Source organism: Chloroherpetonaceae bacterium, assembly GCA_033763895.1.
Taxonomy (GTDB): domain Bacteria; phylum Bacteroidota; class Chlorobiia; order Chlorobiales; family Thermochlorobacteraceae; genus JANRJQ01.
On the sequence record JANRJQ010000010.1, the window covers coordinates 693,360 to 710,648 of the forward strand.

Consider the following 17,289-nt stretch of genomic DNA (forward strand, 5'->3'; position numbering starts at 1 on the left):
GCTTATGCGCGAATCAATTTCTTTCTGAATTGATATCGTATAAAGATTGCTGAAATATTGAGTGTAAAAGTTATGGCGAGTAAGACGAGAGTGGTTGCATATTGCAATGGCAATGTTGCAGCTACATCAACCGATTGAGTGGAAAGAACATACAGATGATATCCTAAGTGCATAAACTGATCATCCAAAGAGTTTGGTAGTTTTGGCAAAAAGAAAGCGGCCCCAGTGAACAATAACGGTGCGACTTCGCCCGCACCTCGGCTAACGGCTAAAATGGCACCGGTGAGAATTCCGCCGGTTGCATTAGGAAGCACTGCGTTTTTTACAGTTTGCCATTTTGTTGCTCCTAATGCAAGTGAGGCTTCACGATATTCCCGTGGCACATTCCGCAACGCTTCTTCAACAGAAACAATAACGACAGGTAAGGTCAATACGGCAAGTGTCATTGCTGCCCAAAGTATGGAAGGACGACCGTAAATTGGACTTTCTGAATTACCTGTGACTGAGTCAATTCCCGTCCCTAAAAATTGAACGAAAAAACCTAATCCGAAAAGACCAAAAACTATCGAAGGAACACTTGCGAGATTGTTCACAGCAAATCGAATAATTCGAGCAAGTTTGGATGATTGTGAAGTGTATTCAGAAAGATAAATGGCTGTGACAGTTCCAATGGGAACACCAACAAGTGTCATGATGATAACCAAGTAAACCGTTCCAACAATGGCTGGAAAAATACCTCCGGCAGTCATACCGTTTTTGGGTGGCATAGTAAGAAATTCCCAAGTTACTTTACCAATCCCGCCAAGTGTGATATCGATGGTCATCACAATCATCATGAGTAAAATCAAAATGATTGAAAACCCCGTGGAACCCGTATATAGAATCCCTTTAAACTGTTTTGAAGTCATGACGATTAATCACCCTTTAAGCGTTTCATCAACCGTTCTTTAACATAAAACTCGGCAACGAGATTGATGATGAACGCAAATACAAAAAGAAAAGTACCGATGAGGAAGAGCACATTATAATGAGGATCACCGAAGACAACCTCTGCCATTTCCGCGCCAATAGTTGCTGTCAAGGTTCTTGTTGAATCGAAAAAACTAAATGAACTGATTGTCGCGTTACCTGTCGCCATTAACACAATAAGCGTTTCGCCAAAAGCTCTTCCGAGACCTAACAAACCGCCTGCAAAAATTCCGGGATAAGCTGCTGGAAGAACCACATAAAATGTGGTTTCCCAACTTGTTGCCCCAAGCCCGTAGCTGGCTTCTTTCATTGAATGTGGGATTGCCGATAGGGCTTCTTCTGAAATGGTGAAAATTATGGGTATAGCGGTAAGTGAAATGGCGATTCCGCCAACAAATGCGTTTAATCGAGATTGGGCTCCAAAAACACTTTGCACCCAAGAAGCTATTGTGACCAAAGCAAAGAACCCAATAACAACAGAAGGAAAACCAGCAAGCAATTCTACAACAGGTTTAACCACTTCTCGAACATTATTGGGAGCAAAACATGAGGTATAAATTGCCGCAAGGATTCCAATTGGCAATGCAATAAACATTGCAATGATGGTGGTTTTTATAGTTCCTATGAAAAGTGGGAGCAGTCCATATTTGGGTTGGTCGGAGACGGGTTGCCAATTGAAACCTAACAATGTTGGCCAAACATCGTTTCGAACCTCTTCTGAAAATAATACATCCTTTGCCTCACGGAAAGTGAAGAATAGGATTAAGAAGATAATGGCGATAGCAAAAGCGGAAACCGCGGTGATAAGTCCGGTCGCAGTTTTATCAACCAAAAAGGCACCGGTTGGTCGATTACCTGAAATCATTGATCTATATAGCGTTAAAGAAAAACTATCAATTCTTTTCGCTCAAAACCTGAGTATAGTTTTGAGTCGAATTTGAGGAACTCACCGTTCGAACAGGAAAGTAACCCTGTGAGATACAAATGGATTGACCTTCGTTGCTAAGTACCCAAGCAATAAAATTTTCTGAAAGAGAAGCCGGCTTTTTTGCGAGATAAAAATATAAGTCGCGTGAAAGAGGGTAAGTACCATCAGAAATTGATTCGGCACTTGCCGTAATTGCTGAATCAAGGTCACCTTTTCTCAGCGCCAGAAGTTTAATTCCTGATGAATAAGCATTCCCACCATAACCAATTGCATTCTCTTCATGACTAACGGCATTGGCAACAGCACCAGTACCGGGGAGGGTTTGAATTTGAGTTGCAAAGTCATCGCCTTTCAAAACAGCTTTCTTGAAGAATTCGTAAGTTCCAGAACTGTTTTCTCGGCTATAAACAATGATGGGTTTGTCATCACCGCCCAATTCTTTCCAGTTCGATACTTTTCCGGTATAAATGTCTTTAAGTTGAGAAATCGAAATAGAATTGATGGGATTTGTTTGATGGACATAAATGACAATGCCATCTTTTGCCACAGGGATTTCAATGACATCGTTTCCGAAGCGCTCTTTAATGAGGCGTTTTTCGCGCTCCTTCATTGGGCGTGAGGATTGACAAATATCAGCGATTCGATTAATCAATGAAGCAATGCCCGTACCACTCCCACCGCCATTCACTTGAATTGTCGATTGCGGATTTTTTATCATGTATTCTTCTGCCCAAGCTTGCCCTAAGGCAACCATTGTATCTGACCCTCTTACACTAACCGATTCTTCACTGGTATTTGCGCAGCCTGAAATCATGATGAAAAAAAAGATTGCACAAAAGCGTAAAATCTGATCTTTTGAAAAGGGATAGAATAGGCGGTTCAACAATGAAATCATGTGAAATAGAATGAATGATTCATTTCAATAAGAACAAACTAAAAATGATACTGTTCATTATTTGAAGATAAGGAAAGTGAATCGCTCCCGAATAGGTTAATGATTTCTTAATCTCCTGTTAAATAGACTTACTTGTTAGACCGAGCTCGAGTGAATGAACTTCAAAATGAGCTGATTGACGCGTTCCGGTTGCTCATGATGTGGACAATGAGCAGCCTGATCAACTACGTGAATTGTTGAATTTGGAAATAGATTTTGGAAGAATGGCATTGTTTCATAGGGTGGGAATGCTTTATCATGTTTGCCCCAAATCAATTGGGTAGGTAGTGCTTTTGAAACAGGAGGAGTCAATGCAGTTAATTGAAAGAGGTCAGGATTTTTTGATGGGGCCAAATATGCGAATTTTGAATTTGGGTTCTTAAATGATTCTGAGAAAGCATTTACCAAATTTTCTGTGACGAAAGCGGGGTCGTAATACGTTTGAAGCAAACTCATTTTGGATCCATACTCATTTCCAAAAACGGAAAAAAGCGCATCTCCAATGAAAGGGCTTCCAACCAATTGATACAATGATTTTTCAAATAGGGAAAGCGGTTTGGGGAAATGACCGGAGCAGTCGATTAAAACCAATCTCGAAAGTTTATGTTCAAAATGGCGGACATACATTACTGATGAAGCAGCCCCCATTGATTGACCGATTAAAACAAAATTTTGAAGTGAAAAATAATGTGCAAGCAATTCGATTTCTTCACCCCAAAGCTTTAAAGAGTAAAGGATATCCGGTTTATCGGATTTTCCGAACCCAAGAAGATCAGCCGCTATGACTCGATAATTTTCGTTAAAGAAAGGAAGATTGTGTTCCCAATGTTCAATCATTGCGCCGTAACCGTGAAGAAATAAAAGGGTCAGTGGAGCGTTTTTTTCATTATCCCATATTCGAACGCGATGTTGACCGCATTGAAAAGGAAGTGACACAAATTTGAAGCCTGAAGAGTCAATCATTTTTTAAGATTTTTTTTAGGGGTTAAAATGGGAAGAGGTTTTGTTACTCTTTGAATTCCCCAAAAAGAAACTTGTGCATCCACCATCGGGTTTTTTCGAACGAAATCAACGATAAAATCAGTATCAACGAATGGGGTTGATTGGAACTCAGGTTTTGCATCCAATCCGAATAGCGATTTATGTTGGGTATGAACATAGGCATTTGTTGCAATGCTATATGTAGCGGTTTCAGAAAATGGCTTTCCATTAACGGATACAATGTAAACGTCGCTCTTGTTTCCTATGGTATCAATTTCGCAAATAAGTCCTTCAAAGTCGCAATATGAGCCTTTGCCTTGAAGTTGCCATTGCAACATTGAAACAAGTTCCTTTCCTGTGACCAACATTTTAACAACATCATTTCCAAAAGGAACAAGCTCATAAATATCTTTAAGTCGGATATCTCCAGATACTAAATCGCGCCTGATTCCCCCCGCGTTTTGTACACCAAGATCAGCATTTGTTCCCTTTCGGTAAACCATTGCGAGCCAATTTCCAACATTTGAAGGACCATTTCCTCTTCGGGTAAAATCGGTTTTGAGAATACCGATTTTTTCTGAAAGTTTTAATTCAATTGGCGCTTCAAGTGAATCAATAAATTTTGAAAGCGTTGGGTGTGGATTTAAACTATCGGTTAAAATTGGAATTAACTTTCCTTCAAAACCCAAGAGTGAGTCGTTCTTCAAATCTATTTTCAAGTCAAGTTGACCTAAATATTTTCCTTTGCTTCCAGCTTGAACAACAGGGCTGTGATTCTCGCCTATGGGTTTGAAAATTGGTGTATGTGAATGCCCACCAATAAAAGCAGTGATTTGCGGGTATTTTTTCGCAAGTTTAATATCCTCGGTAACGCCAATATGGCTAAGAATGATAATTGCATCAGGCTTGTGGACTGATTGAATTTCAGGAAGTAATTCATCAAGTGCTTTTTCATACGGTAAGACACCTAAACCAACGATATTGTATGGCATTGAAACAGTAGGTAAATCTGTTGTAATTAATCCGATAATCGCTACTTTGATTCCGCCCAAATCATGAACAGAATAAGGTGGAAAAACAGGTTCTCCGGTGAAAGCAAAAACAAGATTTGCACAAACGGTTGAGAAATAACCATAAGTATCTAAAAGATTTCGATAACTCAAGTAACCATAGTCAAACTCGTGATTTCCTACAGTTACTACATCGGGGATAAGCGCATTTAAAATATAGACCGAAGATAAGCCCTTTGTGAAAGTTGAGATGGGCGTCCCTTGAAAATTATCACCGGCATTCAGTAGCATTGTTGGGTATGGAGAAAAGCTTCTTAGCGAATCGATTAAAGTTTTCATATAAGCCATTCCACCAACGAGTTCAGTTTTCCCTGTTTCTCGATTGCGATCTGTGTAAGGTAAATTTTGTGCGTGGAAATCGTTGAAATGTAAGATTCTCAAAGTAGCAATCGTTTCAGTTTCCAATTTTATTTGAGCTTTTGAGGGAATTTGATTTGGCATATCACCGACCTTCGTTGAAGAACAGGAGGAAGCCAATGAAATGATATAAAGTAAAAGCAATCGTATTAGTAGGCTTTTTCGCATTTTATTTTGAAAATTTGGGTTATAATTTCATTGAAATATTTATGATTCCGTAAAGCAGTTTGATTCATGTATTTTAAGATACAATTCAATTCTCTTCTCTTTGTGATATAGGAAACGGTGTGGTTAAAAATTTCGCGCTCATTCTACTTTTTGTCATCGGTGTTTTAGCTTTTAACAGCTGTTACTTCAATCCATTTGCCCCAAGACTTTCTGAAGAGGGGTTGGATAACAATGGAAATTTTGATACAAGAAACCTAAATGGAATATTTAATGCACTTGAATTCGCTTATGCGGTTAAAGATACCGGAATATATGGGCAGCTATTAGGGGAAAACTTTTCATTCATTTACCGCGACTATGAAAGTGGTGTCGATGTCGTTTGGGCTAGAGATACAGAAATGTTTACTACTTCAGGTTTATTTAGAAATACTGAAATCCTCGATTTAAGATGGAATAGTATAGTCTTTCAAGCCATTGACACCTTAAGCCTAAATGCGCAGGTGGTGAGGTCTTTTCGACTAAGATTGGCATTTAGTGCATCTGATGTCATTGAAGTAACCGGAAATGCTAATCTTTCTTTTACACGGCGAGATTCAACAGAATCGTGGAAGTTATTGCGGTGGCGAGACGAATCAAATTTTTAAGAAAGCTATGAATGACCAAATTAAAGCGTTGAAGGAAGAGCTAAACAAAAATTATGATATTTCGGAATCAACACTTGTTATCGCTTCCGAAAAATTTCACCTTGTTTCAGTTGCAGATAGTTATAAACTTTTAGATCGAATTACGCCGGAAGAATTTGTTAAAGATGAAGAAATGCCTTATTGGGCAGAGATATGGCCTTCATCGATTCATCTCTCTGAATTCATCCTAAAAAACTTACATCTTAAAAATAAGCGACTTATAGAAATTGGCGCTGGGATAGGGCTGTGTGGCGTTGCAGCGGCAAAAATGGGGGCTTCGGTTTTATGTACGGATTATTCGAATGAAGCCTTAAAATTTATTACACTGAATGGGTTACTCAATCAATTCACGAATCGTGATACTTTCGATACAACACAATTAGATTGGCGTTGGGTTCAAATTGAAGAAAAGTTTGATTTTCTCATTGCCGCCGATGTTCTTTATGAACGCAGAAATGTTTTGCCCATCGTAACTGCATTAGAAAAACTATTGAAACCAGAAGGAACAGCGTTCATTGCAGACCCGAGACGCTCGATGGCGAATGGATTCTTAGAACTTCTTCATGAAAATGGGTTTCATTTTGAAACTCTATCGGGAGAATTTAAAACGCCAACAGGAAACTTAACCATCGACATCTTCGGTATTCGAAAAACAAACGATTAATGACTCTTTTCTTCTTCGGTAAATGAATTAATCTCTGAGTTTAATTCTGAGTACTCAGGCATTTCAAGAACTTCGCTTGCTACATAGAAAGAACCTGTTATTAAGATTAAGTCATTTTCAATTGCGGCGGCAGAGGCATTTCGAACAGCGTCTGAAACACCACCAGAAAATTTAATTTTGTCAGGTGAAATAGTTTGTTCTGAAAGCTCGTCTTGGCTAAGCAACGATTTTAATTCATCATCCGTAAGGGCGCGTGTTACTTTTGGCACCACAAAATGAATTTCGTTTGCAAAATAGCTTAAGTGTTTAATCATCTTTATGGGTTCTTTATCTTTCATTGCCCCAAAAATCACTATTACTCGATTAAACTGATGGCGATGGTTATATAATGTTTGAAGTGAATGTTCAATGCCGTGCTCATTGTGTGAAACATCAAGCATGATATAAGGATTTTTCCGAAGCAGTTCGAGACGAGCGCGATGACCTGTGTTTTTCTTGACATTCTGAAGCCCAAGGCGAATAGCCGCTTCTTCAATCTTTAACAGTTCTGCCACAATCACAGAGACCCGTGCATTCTCAGCTTGAAAGTGACCGATAAACGGGACTTCAAGACCATAATATCCACCATCATGAACACCACCTTTATTCCACGAGATGTGAAAACGAAGCTTTTCAAGAGATTCATGAGAGATTGAAACTCCCGTAACGGCTGAACTTAAAATCGCCTTTGACTTTCGTTCTTTTGCTGTTCTGAAAAGAACTTCAAGGGCCTCTAAATTTTGTGTGGAAATCACGACCGGTGTATTGTGTTTAATAATACCCGCTTTCTCACTTGCAATTTTTTCCAGTGAATCCCCTAATTGTTCCATATGGTCAAACCCAATCGGGGTAATTACTGAAATAAATGGAGAAACGATATTTGTTGCATCATACTTTCCCCCAAGACCCACTTCAATGACAGAAATCTCAACATTTTCTTCTGCAAAATGCTTAAAAGCCATTGCTGTTGTAACTTCAAAAAAAGTTGCTTGTAATTCAATGGCTTTGTCCTTAAGCTGCTCCGTCAAAAAAGCGACCTTTTCTTCTGAAATTTTTTCTCCATTAATCCGAATCCGTTCTTTGAAATCAGAAAGATGAGGAGAGGTGTAAAGGCCGGTTTTGAAACCCGCTTCCTGACATATTGAAGCAATCATTGATGCCGTTGAACCTTTTCCATTTGTTCCGGCTATATGAATCACTTTACCTAATCGGTCTTCAGGCTTTCCGATTTTTTTACAAAGCTGGGTTATGGTTTCTAATCCGGGTTTTATCCCAAAACGATGAAGTGGGAATAAGAAATCAAGAGAGTCCTGATATGTCATATACTCAAGGAAATGTGAGTAATAAATTCAACCGTTACAAAAAATTAATCAAAAGATACGCATCAAAAGCATGAACTCTGAAATGTTTTTGACCTCTAAAAGTGTTATCTTTACGGTTCTTAAATTCATAATCTTACTTGTTTAACATGAAATTATACGTTTCAAATAAAGACGAAACGCCAAGGATGTTTGAGAATGACTTTATGGAGTTTTTTTCGAGAGTTCATTGGACAGTTCCTCTTTGGGTGTATTCTCCGGTTGTGCTTTATTTCATTTACTCCGGTTTCTTTGAAAAGAGTATTTCTATGCTGGGTGGTATAGGTCTCTTTATCTTAGGTCTTTTTCTGTGGACAATCGTTGAATATACGCTCCATCAATTTGTATTTCATTATCATCCCACATCAAAAATCGGAAAACGACTGATTTGGATGTTTCACGGCATTCATCATGATTATCCGAGTGACTCATTAAGGCTCGTTATGCCGCCTTCAGTCAGTTTACCGCTCGCAATTCTCTTTTTTTATTTCTGGAAGTTTATTTTTGGCATATATGTGGATCTTTTTTTTGCCGGATTTATTGTTGGCTATTTATTCTACGATATCGGTCATTATGCCATACATCATTTTCCTATGAAGGGAGCTTATTGGGGTTATATTCGGGAATATCATATGCGACACCACTTTAAATCTCCTGAGCGTGGCTTCGGTGTAAGTTCACCTTTGTGGGATATCGTATTTCGAACAGGATTTGATATGAAATCGACCAACAAATAAGATTGATAAGCAAAAAAAGAGCAGGAAATCCTGCTCTTTTGCATTATGGATAAAATGATTAAGCCCCGGAATTGGAGATGAAATGGAACATATTCAAAAACTTCATGATATCGGAAGTGACATCACGAGCAGAAAGCACAACATAATCTCCCCGATCCTCCACAGAAAGTAATTCATGTTTTCTCTTCTCATATTCAAATCGATCGATACATGTTTTGAACAGTGTTGCCTTCCCAGTAAAAATAAGCCACTTGATGAGCCCGTGAGATCTTAAGTAATACTCTCCGATTTTACGCTTTTGAACCTCCGGACGAATGTCAACACTATGCCCGATTCTTGCAACAGTACTCTCTTTCATCCGGCGAATAGATTCAGCCGGTTTAACTTCCAATACAGCAATCAAGGCATAAATATGATGCTTCTCAAGGATTGATTGGAAGTGACGAATTTGAGCTTCGGAGTGTGGATAACCGACGACGATAAATGGCCGATTGTAATATTGATCAGGATGTAAGGCTTTTGTAAGAAAAGTATTAAATGCCCACTCAGCGATTTTAATAGCCAGTTGATCTGGTAAATAGTATCCTTCAGATAAGCAAAGGCGAATAACTTCGGCTTCATGTGCATCTTCAGGATGATACTTTGAAATCCATTCGTTGAATTGAAAGATTTCATTTTCTAATTCATCTTTCATTGCTAATGCTTGTGTATGCCTTCCTGAATAAGTCATACCGCCTACCACAATACAGCACGCTGAATCCGGAGAAAGATTTTGAAATTCTTCAGCGGTAAGAATATTGGGAAGCGAGAGTTGCTCGACTGCGGAAAAAGGACTCGGGTTTGTCATAACTGGAAAAAAATGTTGGTTAAAGATGGCTTAAACCGAGAGAAGCTTTTTCTTCCATCGATTTATTGATTAAAATGTAGTTACGATAATAAGATTAATTTTGATGTTAGAAAAAACTTCTTTGATGACAGCTTACTAATGCTTACTGAAATATGATAATTCCAGTCTCGATTGTAAGAAAAAAGATTGACCTAATGTCCTTCAGAAAAATTAAGTGGTGGATTTATATCATCTTTTATTTATTCCTTTTCATAGTAACGGCCTGCAACAATAAAAAAGCTACTGATGAAATTGTCATTGGGCTTGTGAGTAGCAGTACCGGAGAAGATAGTTACTATGGGCGATCGATTTCGGGGGGTGCGTTACTTGCCGTTGAAGAAATAAATTCAAAAGGGGGGATTCGTGGAAAAACAATTCGACTCGTTACTTATGACGACAGTTCTGATTACCGGGCAACATTATCAGCAGCAGAAGATTTAATCCTAACACATAACCCGATTGCGATCATAGGTGAAGTTGTCAGCAATCGAACATTTGCCCTTATTACTGTTGCAAATCGGCATCAAATTCCAATTTTAAGCCCAGCCGCCACAGGTTCTTCCTTGATTCAAAAAAGCAATTACTTTTATCGGTTCTCATTTTCGGACAGCGCTCAAGCAAAGGCACTCGTTGAGATGATGAAATCTTTTCAAGCACAAAGCGGGCAAGAAACGCCTTTAACAGTAACGGTCTTAAAGGATGTTCATAGTAATTATTCGGTAGGTTTAACAGAATACTTTAGAAAAGAGTGTGAAGGAAATTTCAGAATCTTGGCTGAAATCGCTCTTGATGATACAGACTCCCCATTTAAGGAAGAGCTTGATTTGGTTTCCAAATTAAAACCGGATGTTATTTTCTTACCGCTTTATCATAAGGCTTCTAAGGAATTGATTGGTATGATTCGTGAACGCAAAATAAAATCGTTAATATTTTGCGGTGATGGCATTTTAGGTTCGCACTTATCAGACGAGGAAATACGCCGTTTTGAAGGTGTGGTCTTTTGCTCTCATCATTTTGTCGAGGATTCGACAAAAGAACTAAAAGAGTTTTCAGAAAGGTATCGACTTTATAACCGCTCTGCGGCGGATGAACTAAGTACACTTACATACGATGCGACAAATTTATTGATTTTAGCTCTCGAAGAATCAATGAAAAAGACTGATACACCAACAACCAAAGTTTTAATTGAAGAACTTAATCTGATTAATTCCTATAAAGGTTTAACAGGCGAGCGAAAATTTTCTCAACGAGCCGGTCAATCTGAACCATTTCTTGTGCGTATTAAGTCTCAAAAATTAGAAAAGGTACAATAATAAGAATCAGTAGAATTTTGTTTAGGTTTAGAAACTTTGCTATAAAGCAAACTTTGATTGTAGGAAGCAAAACAAAAAATGCATAATCAAAGTCATGAAGTTAACTTCATGTACATTTAATAGTATTTCAAAAAACAACAAATCAAAAGGAATTCTGAATGGCTAACTTTTTATTTAAGAGAAAATCTCTTGCAAGTTTAAGCAACGAAACCGTCGAAGGTGGGGAGAATTCTCTGAAACGTCAGCTTGGCGCTTGGAATCTGACTTCTTTAGGAATTGGTGCCATTATTGGTGCGGGCTTATTTTCTATCACAGGGTTTGCAGCTGGAGACCACGCCGGACCGGCAGTTACTATTTCGTTTGTTATCGCTGCGGTTGGATGTGCATTTGCAGGGCTTTGTTATGCAGAGTTTTCATCAATGATTCCCGTTGCAGGAAGTGCATATACATACTCTTATGCGACAATGGGTCAGATGATGGCGTGGATAATTGGTTGGGATTTAGTTTTGGAATACGCTGTCGGGGCGGCGACAGTTGCAATAAGCTGGTCACGATATTTGGGGAAATTTTTAGAAAACTTAGGGCTTGGAATTTCACCACAATTTTTTATGTCTCCTTTTGAACATGTTACAACTCCGGAGGGTGTTGTCATCAATGGGATTATAAATATTCCGGCTGTTATAATCGTCGTTTTGATTTCACTCTTATTGATTAAGGGAACGAAGGAATCAGCAACGGTGAATAATATCATTGTTGCAATTAAGGTAACGGTCGTTTTTGTTTTTATCGCTTTGGGTTTTGCTTATATCAATCCTGCAAATTACACACCGTATATCCCTGAAAATACAGGTGAATTTGGTTATTACGGTTGGAGTGGTATCGTGAGAGCAGCCGGTATCATCTTTTTTGCCTATATCGGTTTTGATGCAGTATCAACAGCTGCTCAAGAGGCAAAGAATCCTCAGCGCGATATGCCAATTGGAATTCTTCTGTCACTTGCTATTTGCACTGTGCTTTACATTCTATTTGCTCATGTCATGACCGGGTTAGCAAACTACACTGAATTCAAAGGCTTTGACGGGATCGCACCGGTCGCTGTTGCAATTTCTCATACGCCATATGTTTGGCTCAAGCAAGGTATCATTTTTGCAATTCTTGCCGGATATTCTTCGGTTATTATGGTCATGTTGATGGGTCAATCACGCGTGTTCTTTTCAATGTCTCGCGATAAACTTTTACCGGCTATTTTTTCTGATGTTCATCCTGTTTATAAAACACCGTGGAAATCGAATGCGCTTTTCTGTTTATTTGTAAGCTTGTTTGCGGCATTTGTGCCGGCCAAAGTTGTAGGTGAAATGACAAGCATTGGCACCCTTTTAGCGTTTGTGTTAGTTTGTATCGGTATCATTGTATTAAGAAAAACCGATCCGGACGCGCCTCGTCCCTTTAAAACCCCATTGGTACCATTGGTTCCAATTCTTGGGGTGCTGGTTTGTTTTGGTATGATGGCTGGGCTCCCTTGGGATACTTGGCTTCGATTAATCATTTGGTTAGCCTTAGGAATGGCAATCTACTTTGGGTACAGTTATAAAAAAGCGAATCAAGTCGAAGCTTAACAATCGGTTGGCACAAGGGCGAGTTTGACTCGCCCTTTTTATTTATTAATGCGTTCTTACTAAGCGAAATAATTTAAGAATGGAAAATATGTATTCCCCTTGGCGCTCAAGCTACATTGATTCATTTAAGGAGCCAAACAAGAGCTTGTCTAAATCGGGCACACCGGGTAAATCTATTTTTGCAGATATTAAGCCTGAAGAAGATGAGGAACGTTGGGTCGTTTATCGAGGAAACTTCTCATTTATAATCATGAATCTTTACCCGTATAACGCCGGACACTTAATGGTTATTCCTTACAAACAGACCCCAACGCTTTATGAACTGAATGATTCTGAGAAACTTGAGGTCATGAAATTGATTGAAGTTTCAATGAAAGCCCTTGAAATTGTATTGAAACCGCACGGATTCAATGTCGGGTTGAATCTTGGGCAGGTGGCTGGGGGAAGTGTTTCGGAACATCTTCATTTTCATATCGTTCCGCGATGGGGAGGCGATACGAATTTTATGCCAGTGATTGCAGAAACCAAAGTGATTTCAACCGAGATGAAATCGATGTACTACAAACTTCGGGACACCTGCAAAGAACTTGCGAAATGAAAAACGCCGGTATCCGGCGTTTTTTTTTGAGTCGTTTTCCTGAATCGAATCAATTACCAAGCAGTCCAACCGCCATCCACTACCAAATTAGAACCGGTCATATACGAAGATGCATCAGAAGCAAGAAATACGATGGCCCCTTTGTAATCGGTATTTTCAGCCATTCTTCCTAAAGGTGTTTTAGCGGAATAATTTTTCAAAAAATACTCATCTTGAGAATTTTCAACCCCGCCGGGGCTTAAGGAATTGGCTCTCACCCCTTTTTCTCCCCAATAAGTTGCTAGAAAACGTGTCATCGAGATTACGGCGCCTTTCGTTGCTGGGTAAGCAATGGATTTCCAAAACGTTTGACTTCCATCAGGCTTTTTGTAAATCGATTGGTCAGGCGCAACAATACCATAAGTAGAGGCTACATTAATAATACTTCCTTTACCTTGTTTTGCCATCTGTGTTCCGATAATCTGAGCACAAATAAAAACGCCGGTTACATTGACATCAATTGATTTTTGCCAAAGATCTAATGGGTAATTTTCAAATTTTGAAAGATCGGCTGCTGCGGTTGGGTTTTCGAACATATCATTGATGGCGGCATTATTGACAAGAATATCGATATGCCCAAACTGAGACAGCGCAGCGTCACGAAGTTTTTCAATGGAGTCTTTCGAGGTAATATTTGCTCCAAAACCAAGGGAGGGAGCATAACTTTTGGAAAGTTCGTTCGCGAATTCAACGCACTTTTCGTGATTGATGTCTGTCACGACAACTGAGGCACCGGCCTCTGCTAAAGCCAAACAGTGTTGCTTTCCAAGTAGGCCTAAAGCGCCTGTCACGATAGCAACTTTGTCTTGCAAAGAGAAGAGTGTATTTACCTTTATCGACATAATAATTATTTGAGAAGCGTTACAACCAACCTTTTTCTTTATACCAATTTACGGTTTTGATAAACCCCTTTTCAAGGGAGGTTTTGGGAATAAAGCCAAAATCGCGTTTGGCTTTGACTGTTGAAAAAGTCCAAAATCGTTGAGCGCCATCTCGTGCCCGGTCACGATTGAGAATCGATATTTTCCCTTGCCAACGATTGAAATCTTCAACGACAGCGGCAACACCGTAGCTAACAACATCGGGGAGAGGAAGTGAGATTGTGAATGATTTTCCAAGTACTTTCTTTGCAGTTTCTCCAACTTCGCGCCAAGAATGTGCGTCTCCGGAAAGAAAATATATCTCACCACTGGTTTTTGAAGACTCAGCTGCAGCGACAATTCCTTCAATCAAATCTTCGACATAGAGATAGTCATATTTCTTTTCAACCCCGACACCAAAAATCGGCACAAACCCGGCCTTAACGGTTTTGAAATGCTCAAGTAAATCTTTATCGCGTGGGCCGTATATAATCGATGGGCGTAATACGGTAATCGGGAGTTCTTTCATCATTTTGATGCAGGCAATTTCTGCATCACGTTTACTTTTTCCATAGAGTGTTACGGGAAAGCACTCGGCCGTTTCATCGATGGGTCTTTCCGCAGACGACGACGGCCCGGCAGCAGCGCCTGAAGAAATATGGATGAACTTTTTCAAATTCTTGCCCGAGTTTTTGGCTGCTTTCAGGAGATTTTCGGTTGCAATTACATTGCCTTTATGATACTCCGCTGCGGATAATGCTTTAGTCACGCCTGCGACATGAAAAATGTAATGCGCGTCTTCGACAGCTGCTTCAAGTGAGGAGAGATCGTCGTAGTCGGCCTTGACAAACTCCATACTGGTACCCATCAAATTCTCTTTTGAACTGACAGATCGAATCAGTGCTTTAACCTTAAATCGTTTTGCAAGTAATGCTTCAGCAAGCCAGCTTCCAATGAAACCTGTTGCGCCTGTAATCAATGCTGTTGTTGGCATTCAGATATTAAGTTTGTGTGTATGGGTTAAATTGATTCGGCTAAGGGAGATTCTACTAAAGCTGAATGTTCTTGATAGAGCACTTCATGATTTTTTGCTTTTCGAATTTCCATAGATTTACCATTAAATACGGCATAGGTAGGCATTCCACCAATCCAAGTTCCGCAATTCACATAAAATCCGTTACAGGTGTGAAGCGGATGAAGTTTGACAATATGCCGATGACCGCAAATAAAATAATCGAGTGGCTCTGTTGCCCCGATTTCATTGGCAAAAACAATTAATCGTTCTTTTTCTCCCTCATCTTTGGGTGAGTAAGTATGTTTACGGGAGAGTTTTGAAAGGTAAGCCATTAATCCTACCCCTAAATTTGGGTGAAGCCCTCGGTACCACCAAAGATTAAAGTTATTTCGAACCAATGTTCGAAAAATTTTATAACCTAAATCGCCTTTTCCAACACCATCACCGTGGACGATATAAAAATTTTTCCCGTCAATAACTTCGCGAATTGCGCCGTAGTGTGTATCTACACCAAGTTCATCTTTGAAATAAGAGCCTAAATAGAAATCGTGATTACCTGCTAAGTAATCAACCTTGATTCCTGCATTAACCAAGTCAATCAAGCCATTAAAAAAGCGGGTATGACCTTTAGGTACAGCATGCTTGTATTCCATCCAATAATCCAAAATATCGCCAACCATAAATAAACGGGAGCCTTCACGCTTGATTTCATCAAAAAGCGAAAGCATCGTTTCTATTTTGACATCTTCTATCGGTTTTTCCTGTAAGCCGAAGTGGACATCGCTGAAGAAGTAAGTCTTTTTGAACATTAAAAGGAAGGATGAAAATTCAGCGGTAAAGATACGCTTTTTATTGAAATTGAGTGTTAGTGAATCCAAAAGCAACGGCTTTATCAAGATTAGGCTTGAACTTCAAAGAACGGGATCTGATTTTGTTTTCAATTAAAATTGCCTTTAACATCAATTTTGAATTCTTACATTTAGCCATTCTAAATCAAAGGGGAATGAGAAACGAAAATTTGAACGATAATAAAAAGGGAAACGAAGTCCAGTTTGAAGAAAATCTTCGACCACTCCGATTTGAAGACTTTACAGGACAAAAAAAGATTGTTGATAATCTGAAAGTATTTATTTCTGCTGCAAAATCTCGAGGAGAGGCTTTAGATCACGTGTTGCTTTCAGGCCCTCCCGGATTGGGCAAAACAACGCTTTCAAAAATCATCGCTTCAGAAATGGGTGTGGGGATTACAACTTCCTCCGGGCCGGTGCTTGATAAACCCGGTGATTTAGCCGGTTTGCTTACAAATCTTCAGCCATCTGATGTTTTATTCATTGATGAAATTCATCGTTTGAATCCTGTTGTTGAAGAATATCTCTATTCTGCTATGGAGGATTTCAAGCTTGATATTATGATCGATAGTGGCCCTTCGGCAAGAAGCATTCAAATCAAGATTCCACCATTCACCTTGGTGGGAGCAACAACTCGCGCGGGGCTTTTAACCGCACCATTGAGAGCGCGCTTTGGGATTGCTTCACGGCTTGATTACTATACCGCGGAACTCTTGGAAAAAATTGTGGTGAGATCGGCAAAAATTTTAGGAGTTGGAATTGAAACGGATAGCGCATTTGAAATCGCACGGCGTTCACGTGGAACACCCCGAATTGCGAATCGTCTTTTACGCAGGGCTCGCGATTTTGCACAAGTAGAGGGAGGAAATGAAGTCACTCTGAACATAGCCCGAACAGCACTTTTAGCCTTGGAGATTGATGAATACGGGTTGGATGAAATGGATAAACGAATCATGATGGCTTTAATGGAAAAATTTGGAGGTGGCCCAGCGGGACTTTCGACACTCTCGATTGCTGTCGGGGAAGAACAAGAAACGGTTGAAGAAGTTTATGAACCTTACCTCATTCAAGAAGGTTACCTGATGCGAACCCCCCGAGGAAGAATTGCCACAGAACTGGCGTTTCAACGGTTCGGAATTTCAAGACCAAACCAATCGAACGGGCTCTTTGACGTCAGTATATCTTAACGCTAGAATTATTTGTTCTTCCGATTTTCATCGTGTAGG

17 protein-coding genes are annotated in these 17,289 nt (G+C 39.5%); 7 read left to right on the plus strand and 10 right to left on the minus strand.

The features are described from left to right. Positions 1 to 2: 2 nt before the first annotated feature. The 5 genes from pstA to SFU91_11110 all read right to left on the minus strand — a co-directional run bounded on the left by pstA (position 3) and on the right by SFU91_11110 (position 5,407). A complete protein-coding gene (gene pstA, locus SFU91_11090) occupies positions 3 to 908 on the minus strand; it encodes a phosphate ABC transporter permease PstA (protein ID MDX2129567.1) in 906 nt (301 codons plus the stop codon). Between the two features lie 5 nt (positions 909 to 913). Beyond that, the gene (gene pstC, locus SFU91_11095) at positions 914 to 1,834 is read right to left on the minus strand and encodes a phosphate ABC transporter permease subunit PstC (GenBank protein MDX2129568.1); all 921 of its coding nucleotides are present in this window, start codon (positions 1,832 to 1,834) and stop codon (positions 914 to 916) included. Positions 1,835 to 1,862: 28 nt separating this feature from the next. Next, positions 1,863 to 2,711 carry a phosphate ABC transporter substrate-binding protein gene (locus SFU91_11100; GenBank protein ID MDX2129569.1) on the minus strand — a complete coding sequence of 283 codons (849 nt, stop codon included), beginning with the start codon at positions 2,709 to 2,711 and terminating at the stop codon, positions 1,863 to 1,865. A 216-nt stretch (positions 2,712 to 2,927) separates the two neighbouring features. After that, a complete protein-coding gene (locus SFU91_11105) occupies positions 2,928 to 3,794 on the minus strand; it encodes an alpha/beta hydrolase (GenBank protein ID MDX2129570.1) in 867 nt (288 codons plus the stop codon). Further along, positions 3,791 to 5,407, minus strand: a complete 1,617-nt coding sequence (locus SFU91_11110) for a bifunctional UDP-sugar hydrolase/5'-nucleotidase (GenBank protein MDX2129571.1) — start codon at positions 5,405 to 5,407, stop codon at positions 3,791 to 3,793. Before SFU91_11110 ends, SFU91_11105 begins: the two co-directional genes overlap by 4 nt. 119 nt (positions 5,408 to 5,526) lie before the next feature. Here SFU91_11110 and SFU91_11115 point away from each other — a divergent pair, with 119 nt between their 5' ends. Beyond that, positions 5,527 to 6,051, plus strand: coding sequence for a hypothetical protein (locus tag SFU91_11115; GenBank protein ID MDX2129572.1), 525 nt, complete (start codon positions 5,527 to 5,529; stop codon positions 6,049 to 6,051). Positions 6,052 to 6,058: 7 nt separating this feature from the next. Further along, complete coding sequence (locus tag SFU91_11120) at positions 6,059 to 6,754, plus strand: methyltransferase domain-containing protein (protein ID MDX2129573.1); 696 nt, start codon at positions 6,059 to 6,061, stop codon at positions 6,752 to 6,754. Here SFU91_11120 and SFU91_11125 read toward each other — a convergent pair. After that, a complete protein-coding gene (locus tag SFU91_11125) occupies positions 6,751 to 8,115 on the minus strand; it encodes a folylpolyglutamate synthase/dihydrofolate synthase family protein (GenBank protein ID MDX2129574.1) in 1,365 nt (454 codons plus the stop codon). The genes SFU91_11120 and SFU91_11125 overlap by 4 nt on opposite strands. A gap of 146 nt (positions 8,116 to 8,261) precedes the next feature. On the opposite strand from SFU91_11125, the gene SFU91_11130 reads away from it, so the two are divergent. Continuing rightward, complete coding sequence (locus SFU91_11130; protein ID MDX2129575.1) at positions 8,262 to 8,888, plus strand: sterol desaturase family protein; 627 nt, start codon at positions 8,262 to 8,264, stop codon at positions 8,886 to 8,888. Between the two features lie 58 nt (positions 8,889 to 8,946). Here SFU91_11130 and SFU91_11135 read toward each other — a convergent pair whose 3' ends face one another. After that, a complete protein-coding gene (locus SFU91_11135; GenBank protein ID MDX2129576.1) occupies positions 8,947 to 9,735 on the minus strand; it encodes a hypothetical protein in 789 nt (262 codons plus the stop codon). A gap of 152 nt (positions 9,736 to 9,887) precedes the next feature. On the opposite strand from SFU91_11135, the gene SFU91_11140 reads away from it, so the two are divergent. The 3 genes from SFU91_11140 (at position 9,888) to SFU91_11150 (ending at position 13,301) form a co-directional block, all read left to right on the plus strand. After that, complete coding sequence (locus SFU91_11140) at positions 9,888 to 11,087, plus strand: ABC transporter substrate-binding protein (GenBank protein ID MDX2129577.1); 1,200 nt, start codon at positions 9,888 to 9,890, stop codon at positions 11,085 to 11,087. Between the two features lie 158 nt (positions 11,088 to 11,245). Next, positions 11,246 to 12,703 carry an amino acid permease gene (locus SFU91_11145; GenBank protein ID MDX2129578.1) on the plus strand — a complete coding sequence of 486 codons (1,458 nt, stop codon included), beginning with the start codon at positions 11,246 to 11,248 and terminating at the stop codon, positions 12,701 to 12,703. Positions 12,704 to 12,782: 79 nt separating this feature from the next. Continuing rightward, complete coding sequence (locus SFU91_11150; protein MDX2129579.1) at positions 12,783 to 13,301, plus strand: HIT domain-containing protein; 519 nt, start codon at positions 12,783 to 12,785, stop codon at positions 13,299 to 13,301. 53 nt (positions 13,302 to 13,354) lie between these two features. Here the strand turns inward: SFU91_11150 and SFU91_11155 are convergent, their stop codons facing one another. The 3 genes from SFU91_11155 to SFU91_11165 are packed head-to-tail and all read right to left on the minus strand — an operon-like array spanning position 13,355 to position 16,111. Next, positions 13,355 to 14,182 (minus strand): SDR family oxidoreductase, encoded by an 828-nt coding sequence (locus tag SFU91_11155; GenBank protein MDX2129580.1) that lies wholly within the window; start codon positions 14,180 to 14,182, stop codon positions 13,355 to 13,357. Between the two features lie 19 nt (positions 14,183 to 14,201). Continuing rightward, positions 14,202 to 15,194, minus strand: coding sequence for an NAD-dependent epimerase/dehydratase family protein (locus tag SFU91_11160; GenBank protein MDX2129581.1), 993 nt, complete (start codon positions 15,192 to 15,194; stop codon positions 14,202 to 14,204). A 26-nt stretch (positions 15,195 to 15,220) separates the two neighbouring features. Next, positions 15,221 to 16,111 carry a UDP-2,3-diacylglucosamine diphosphatase gene (locus tag SFU91_11165; protein ID MDX2129582.1) on the minus strand — a complete coding sequence of 297 codons (891 nt, stop codon included), beginning with the start codon at positions 16,109 to 16,111 and terminating at the stop codon, positions 15,221 to 15,223. Between the two features lie 107 nt (positions 16,112 to 16,218). Here SFU91_11165 and ruvB point away from each other — a divergent pair, with 107 nt between their 5' ends. After that, positions 16,219 to 17,250, plus strand: a complete 1,032-nt coding sequence (ruvB, locus tag SFU91_11170; GenBank protein MDX2129583.1) for a Holliday junction branch migration DNA helicase RuvB — start codon at positions 16,219 to 16,221, stop codon at positions 17,248 to 17,250. The last annotated feature ends 39 nt before the right edge of the window (positions 17,251 to 17,289 follow it).

Coding starts and splice junctions, on each gene's coding strand:
- SFU91_11105 (MDX2129570.1), bottom strand. CDS start 3,794: ATGATTGACTCTTCAGGCTTCAAATTTGTGTCACTTCCTTTTCAATGC.
- SFU91_11155 (MDX2129580.1), bottom strand. CDS start 14,182: ATGTCGATAAAGGTAAATACACTCTTCTCTTTGCAAGACAAAGTTGCT.
- pstC (MDX2129568.1), bottom strand. CDS start 1,834: ATGATTTCAGGTAATCGACCAACCGGTGCCTTTTTGGTTGATAAAACT.
- SFU91_11120 (MDX2129573.1), top strand. CDS start 6,059: ATGAATGACCAAATTAAAGCGTTGAAGGAAGAGCTAAACAAAAATTAT.
- SFU91_11130 (MDX2129575.1), top strand. CDS start 8,262: ATGAAATTATACGTTTCAAATAAAGACGAAACGCCAAGGATGTTTGAG.
- SFU91_11150 (MDX2129579.1), top strand. CDS start 12,783: ATGGAAAATATGTATTCCCCTTGGCGCTCAAGCTACATTGATTCATTT.
- SFU91_11135 (MDX2129576.1), bottom strand. CDS start 9,735: ATGACAAACCCGAGTCCTTTTTCCGCAGTCGAGCAACTCTCGCTTCCC.
- SFU91_11140 (MDX2129577.1), top strand. CDS start 9,888: ATGATAATTCCAGTCTCGATTGTAAGAAAAAAGATTGACCTAATGTCC.
- SFU91_11160 (MDX2129581.1), bottom strand. CDS start 15,194: ATGCCAACAACAGCATTGATTACAGGCGCAACAGGTTTCATTGGAAGC.
- SFU91_11110 (MDX2129571.1), bottom strand. CDS start 5,407: ATGCGAAAAAGCCTACTAATACGATTGCTTTTACTTTATATCATTTCA.
- pstA (MDX2129567.1), bottom strand. CDS start 908: ATGACTTCAAAACAGTTTAAAGGGATTCTATATACGGGTTCCACGGGG.
- ruvB (MDX2129583.1), top strand. CDS start 16,219: ATGAGAAACGAAAATTTGAACGATAATAAAAAGGGAAACGAAGTCCAG.
- SFU91_11100 (MDX2129569.1), bottom strand. CDS start 2,711: ATGATTTCAGGCTGCGCAAATACCAGTGAAGAATCGGTTAGTGTAAGA.
- SFU91_11145 (MDX2129578.1), top strand. CDS start 11,246: ATGGCTAACTTTTTATTTAAGAGAAAATCTCTTGCAAGTTTAAGCAAC.
- SFU91_11125 (MDX2129574.1), bottom strand. CDS start 8,115: ATGACATATCAGGACTCTCTTGATTTCTTATTCCCACTTCATCGTTTT.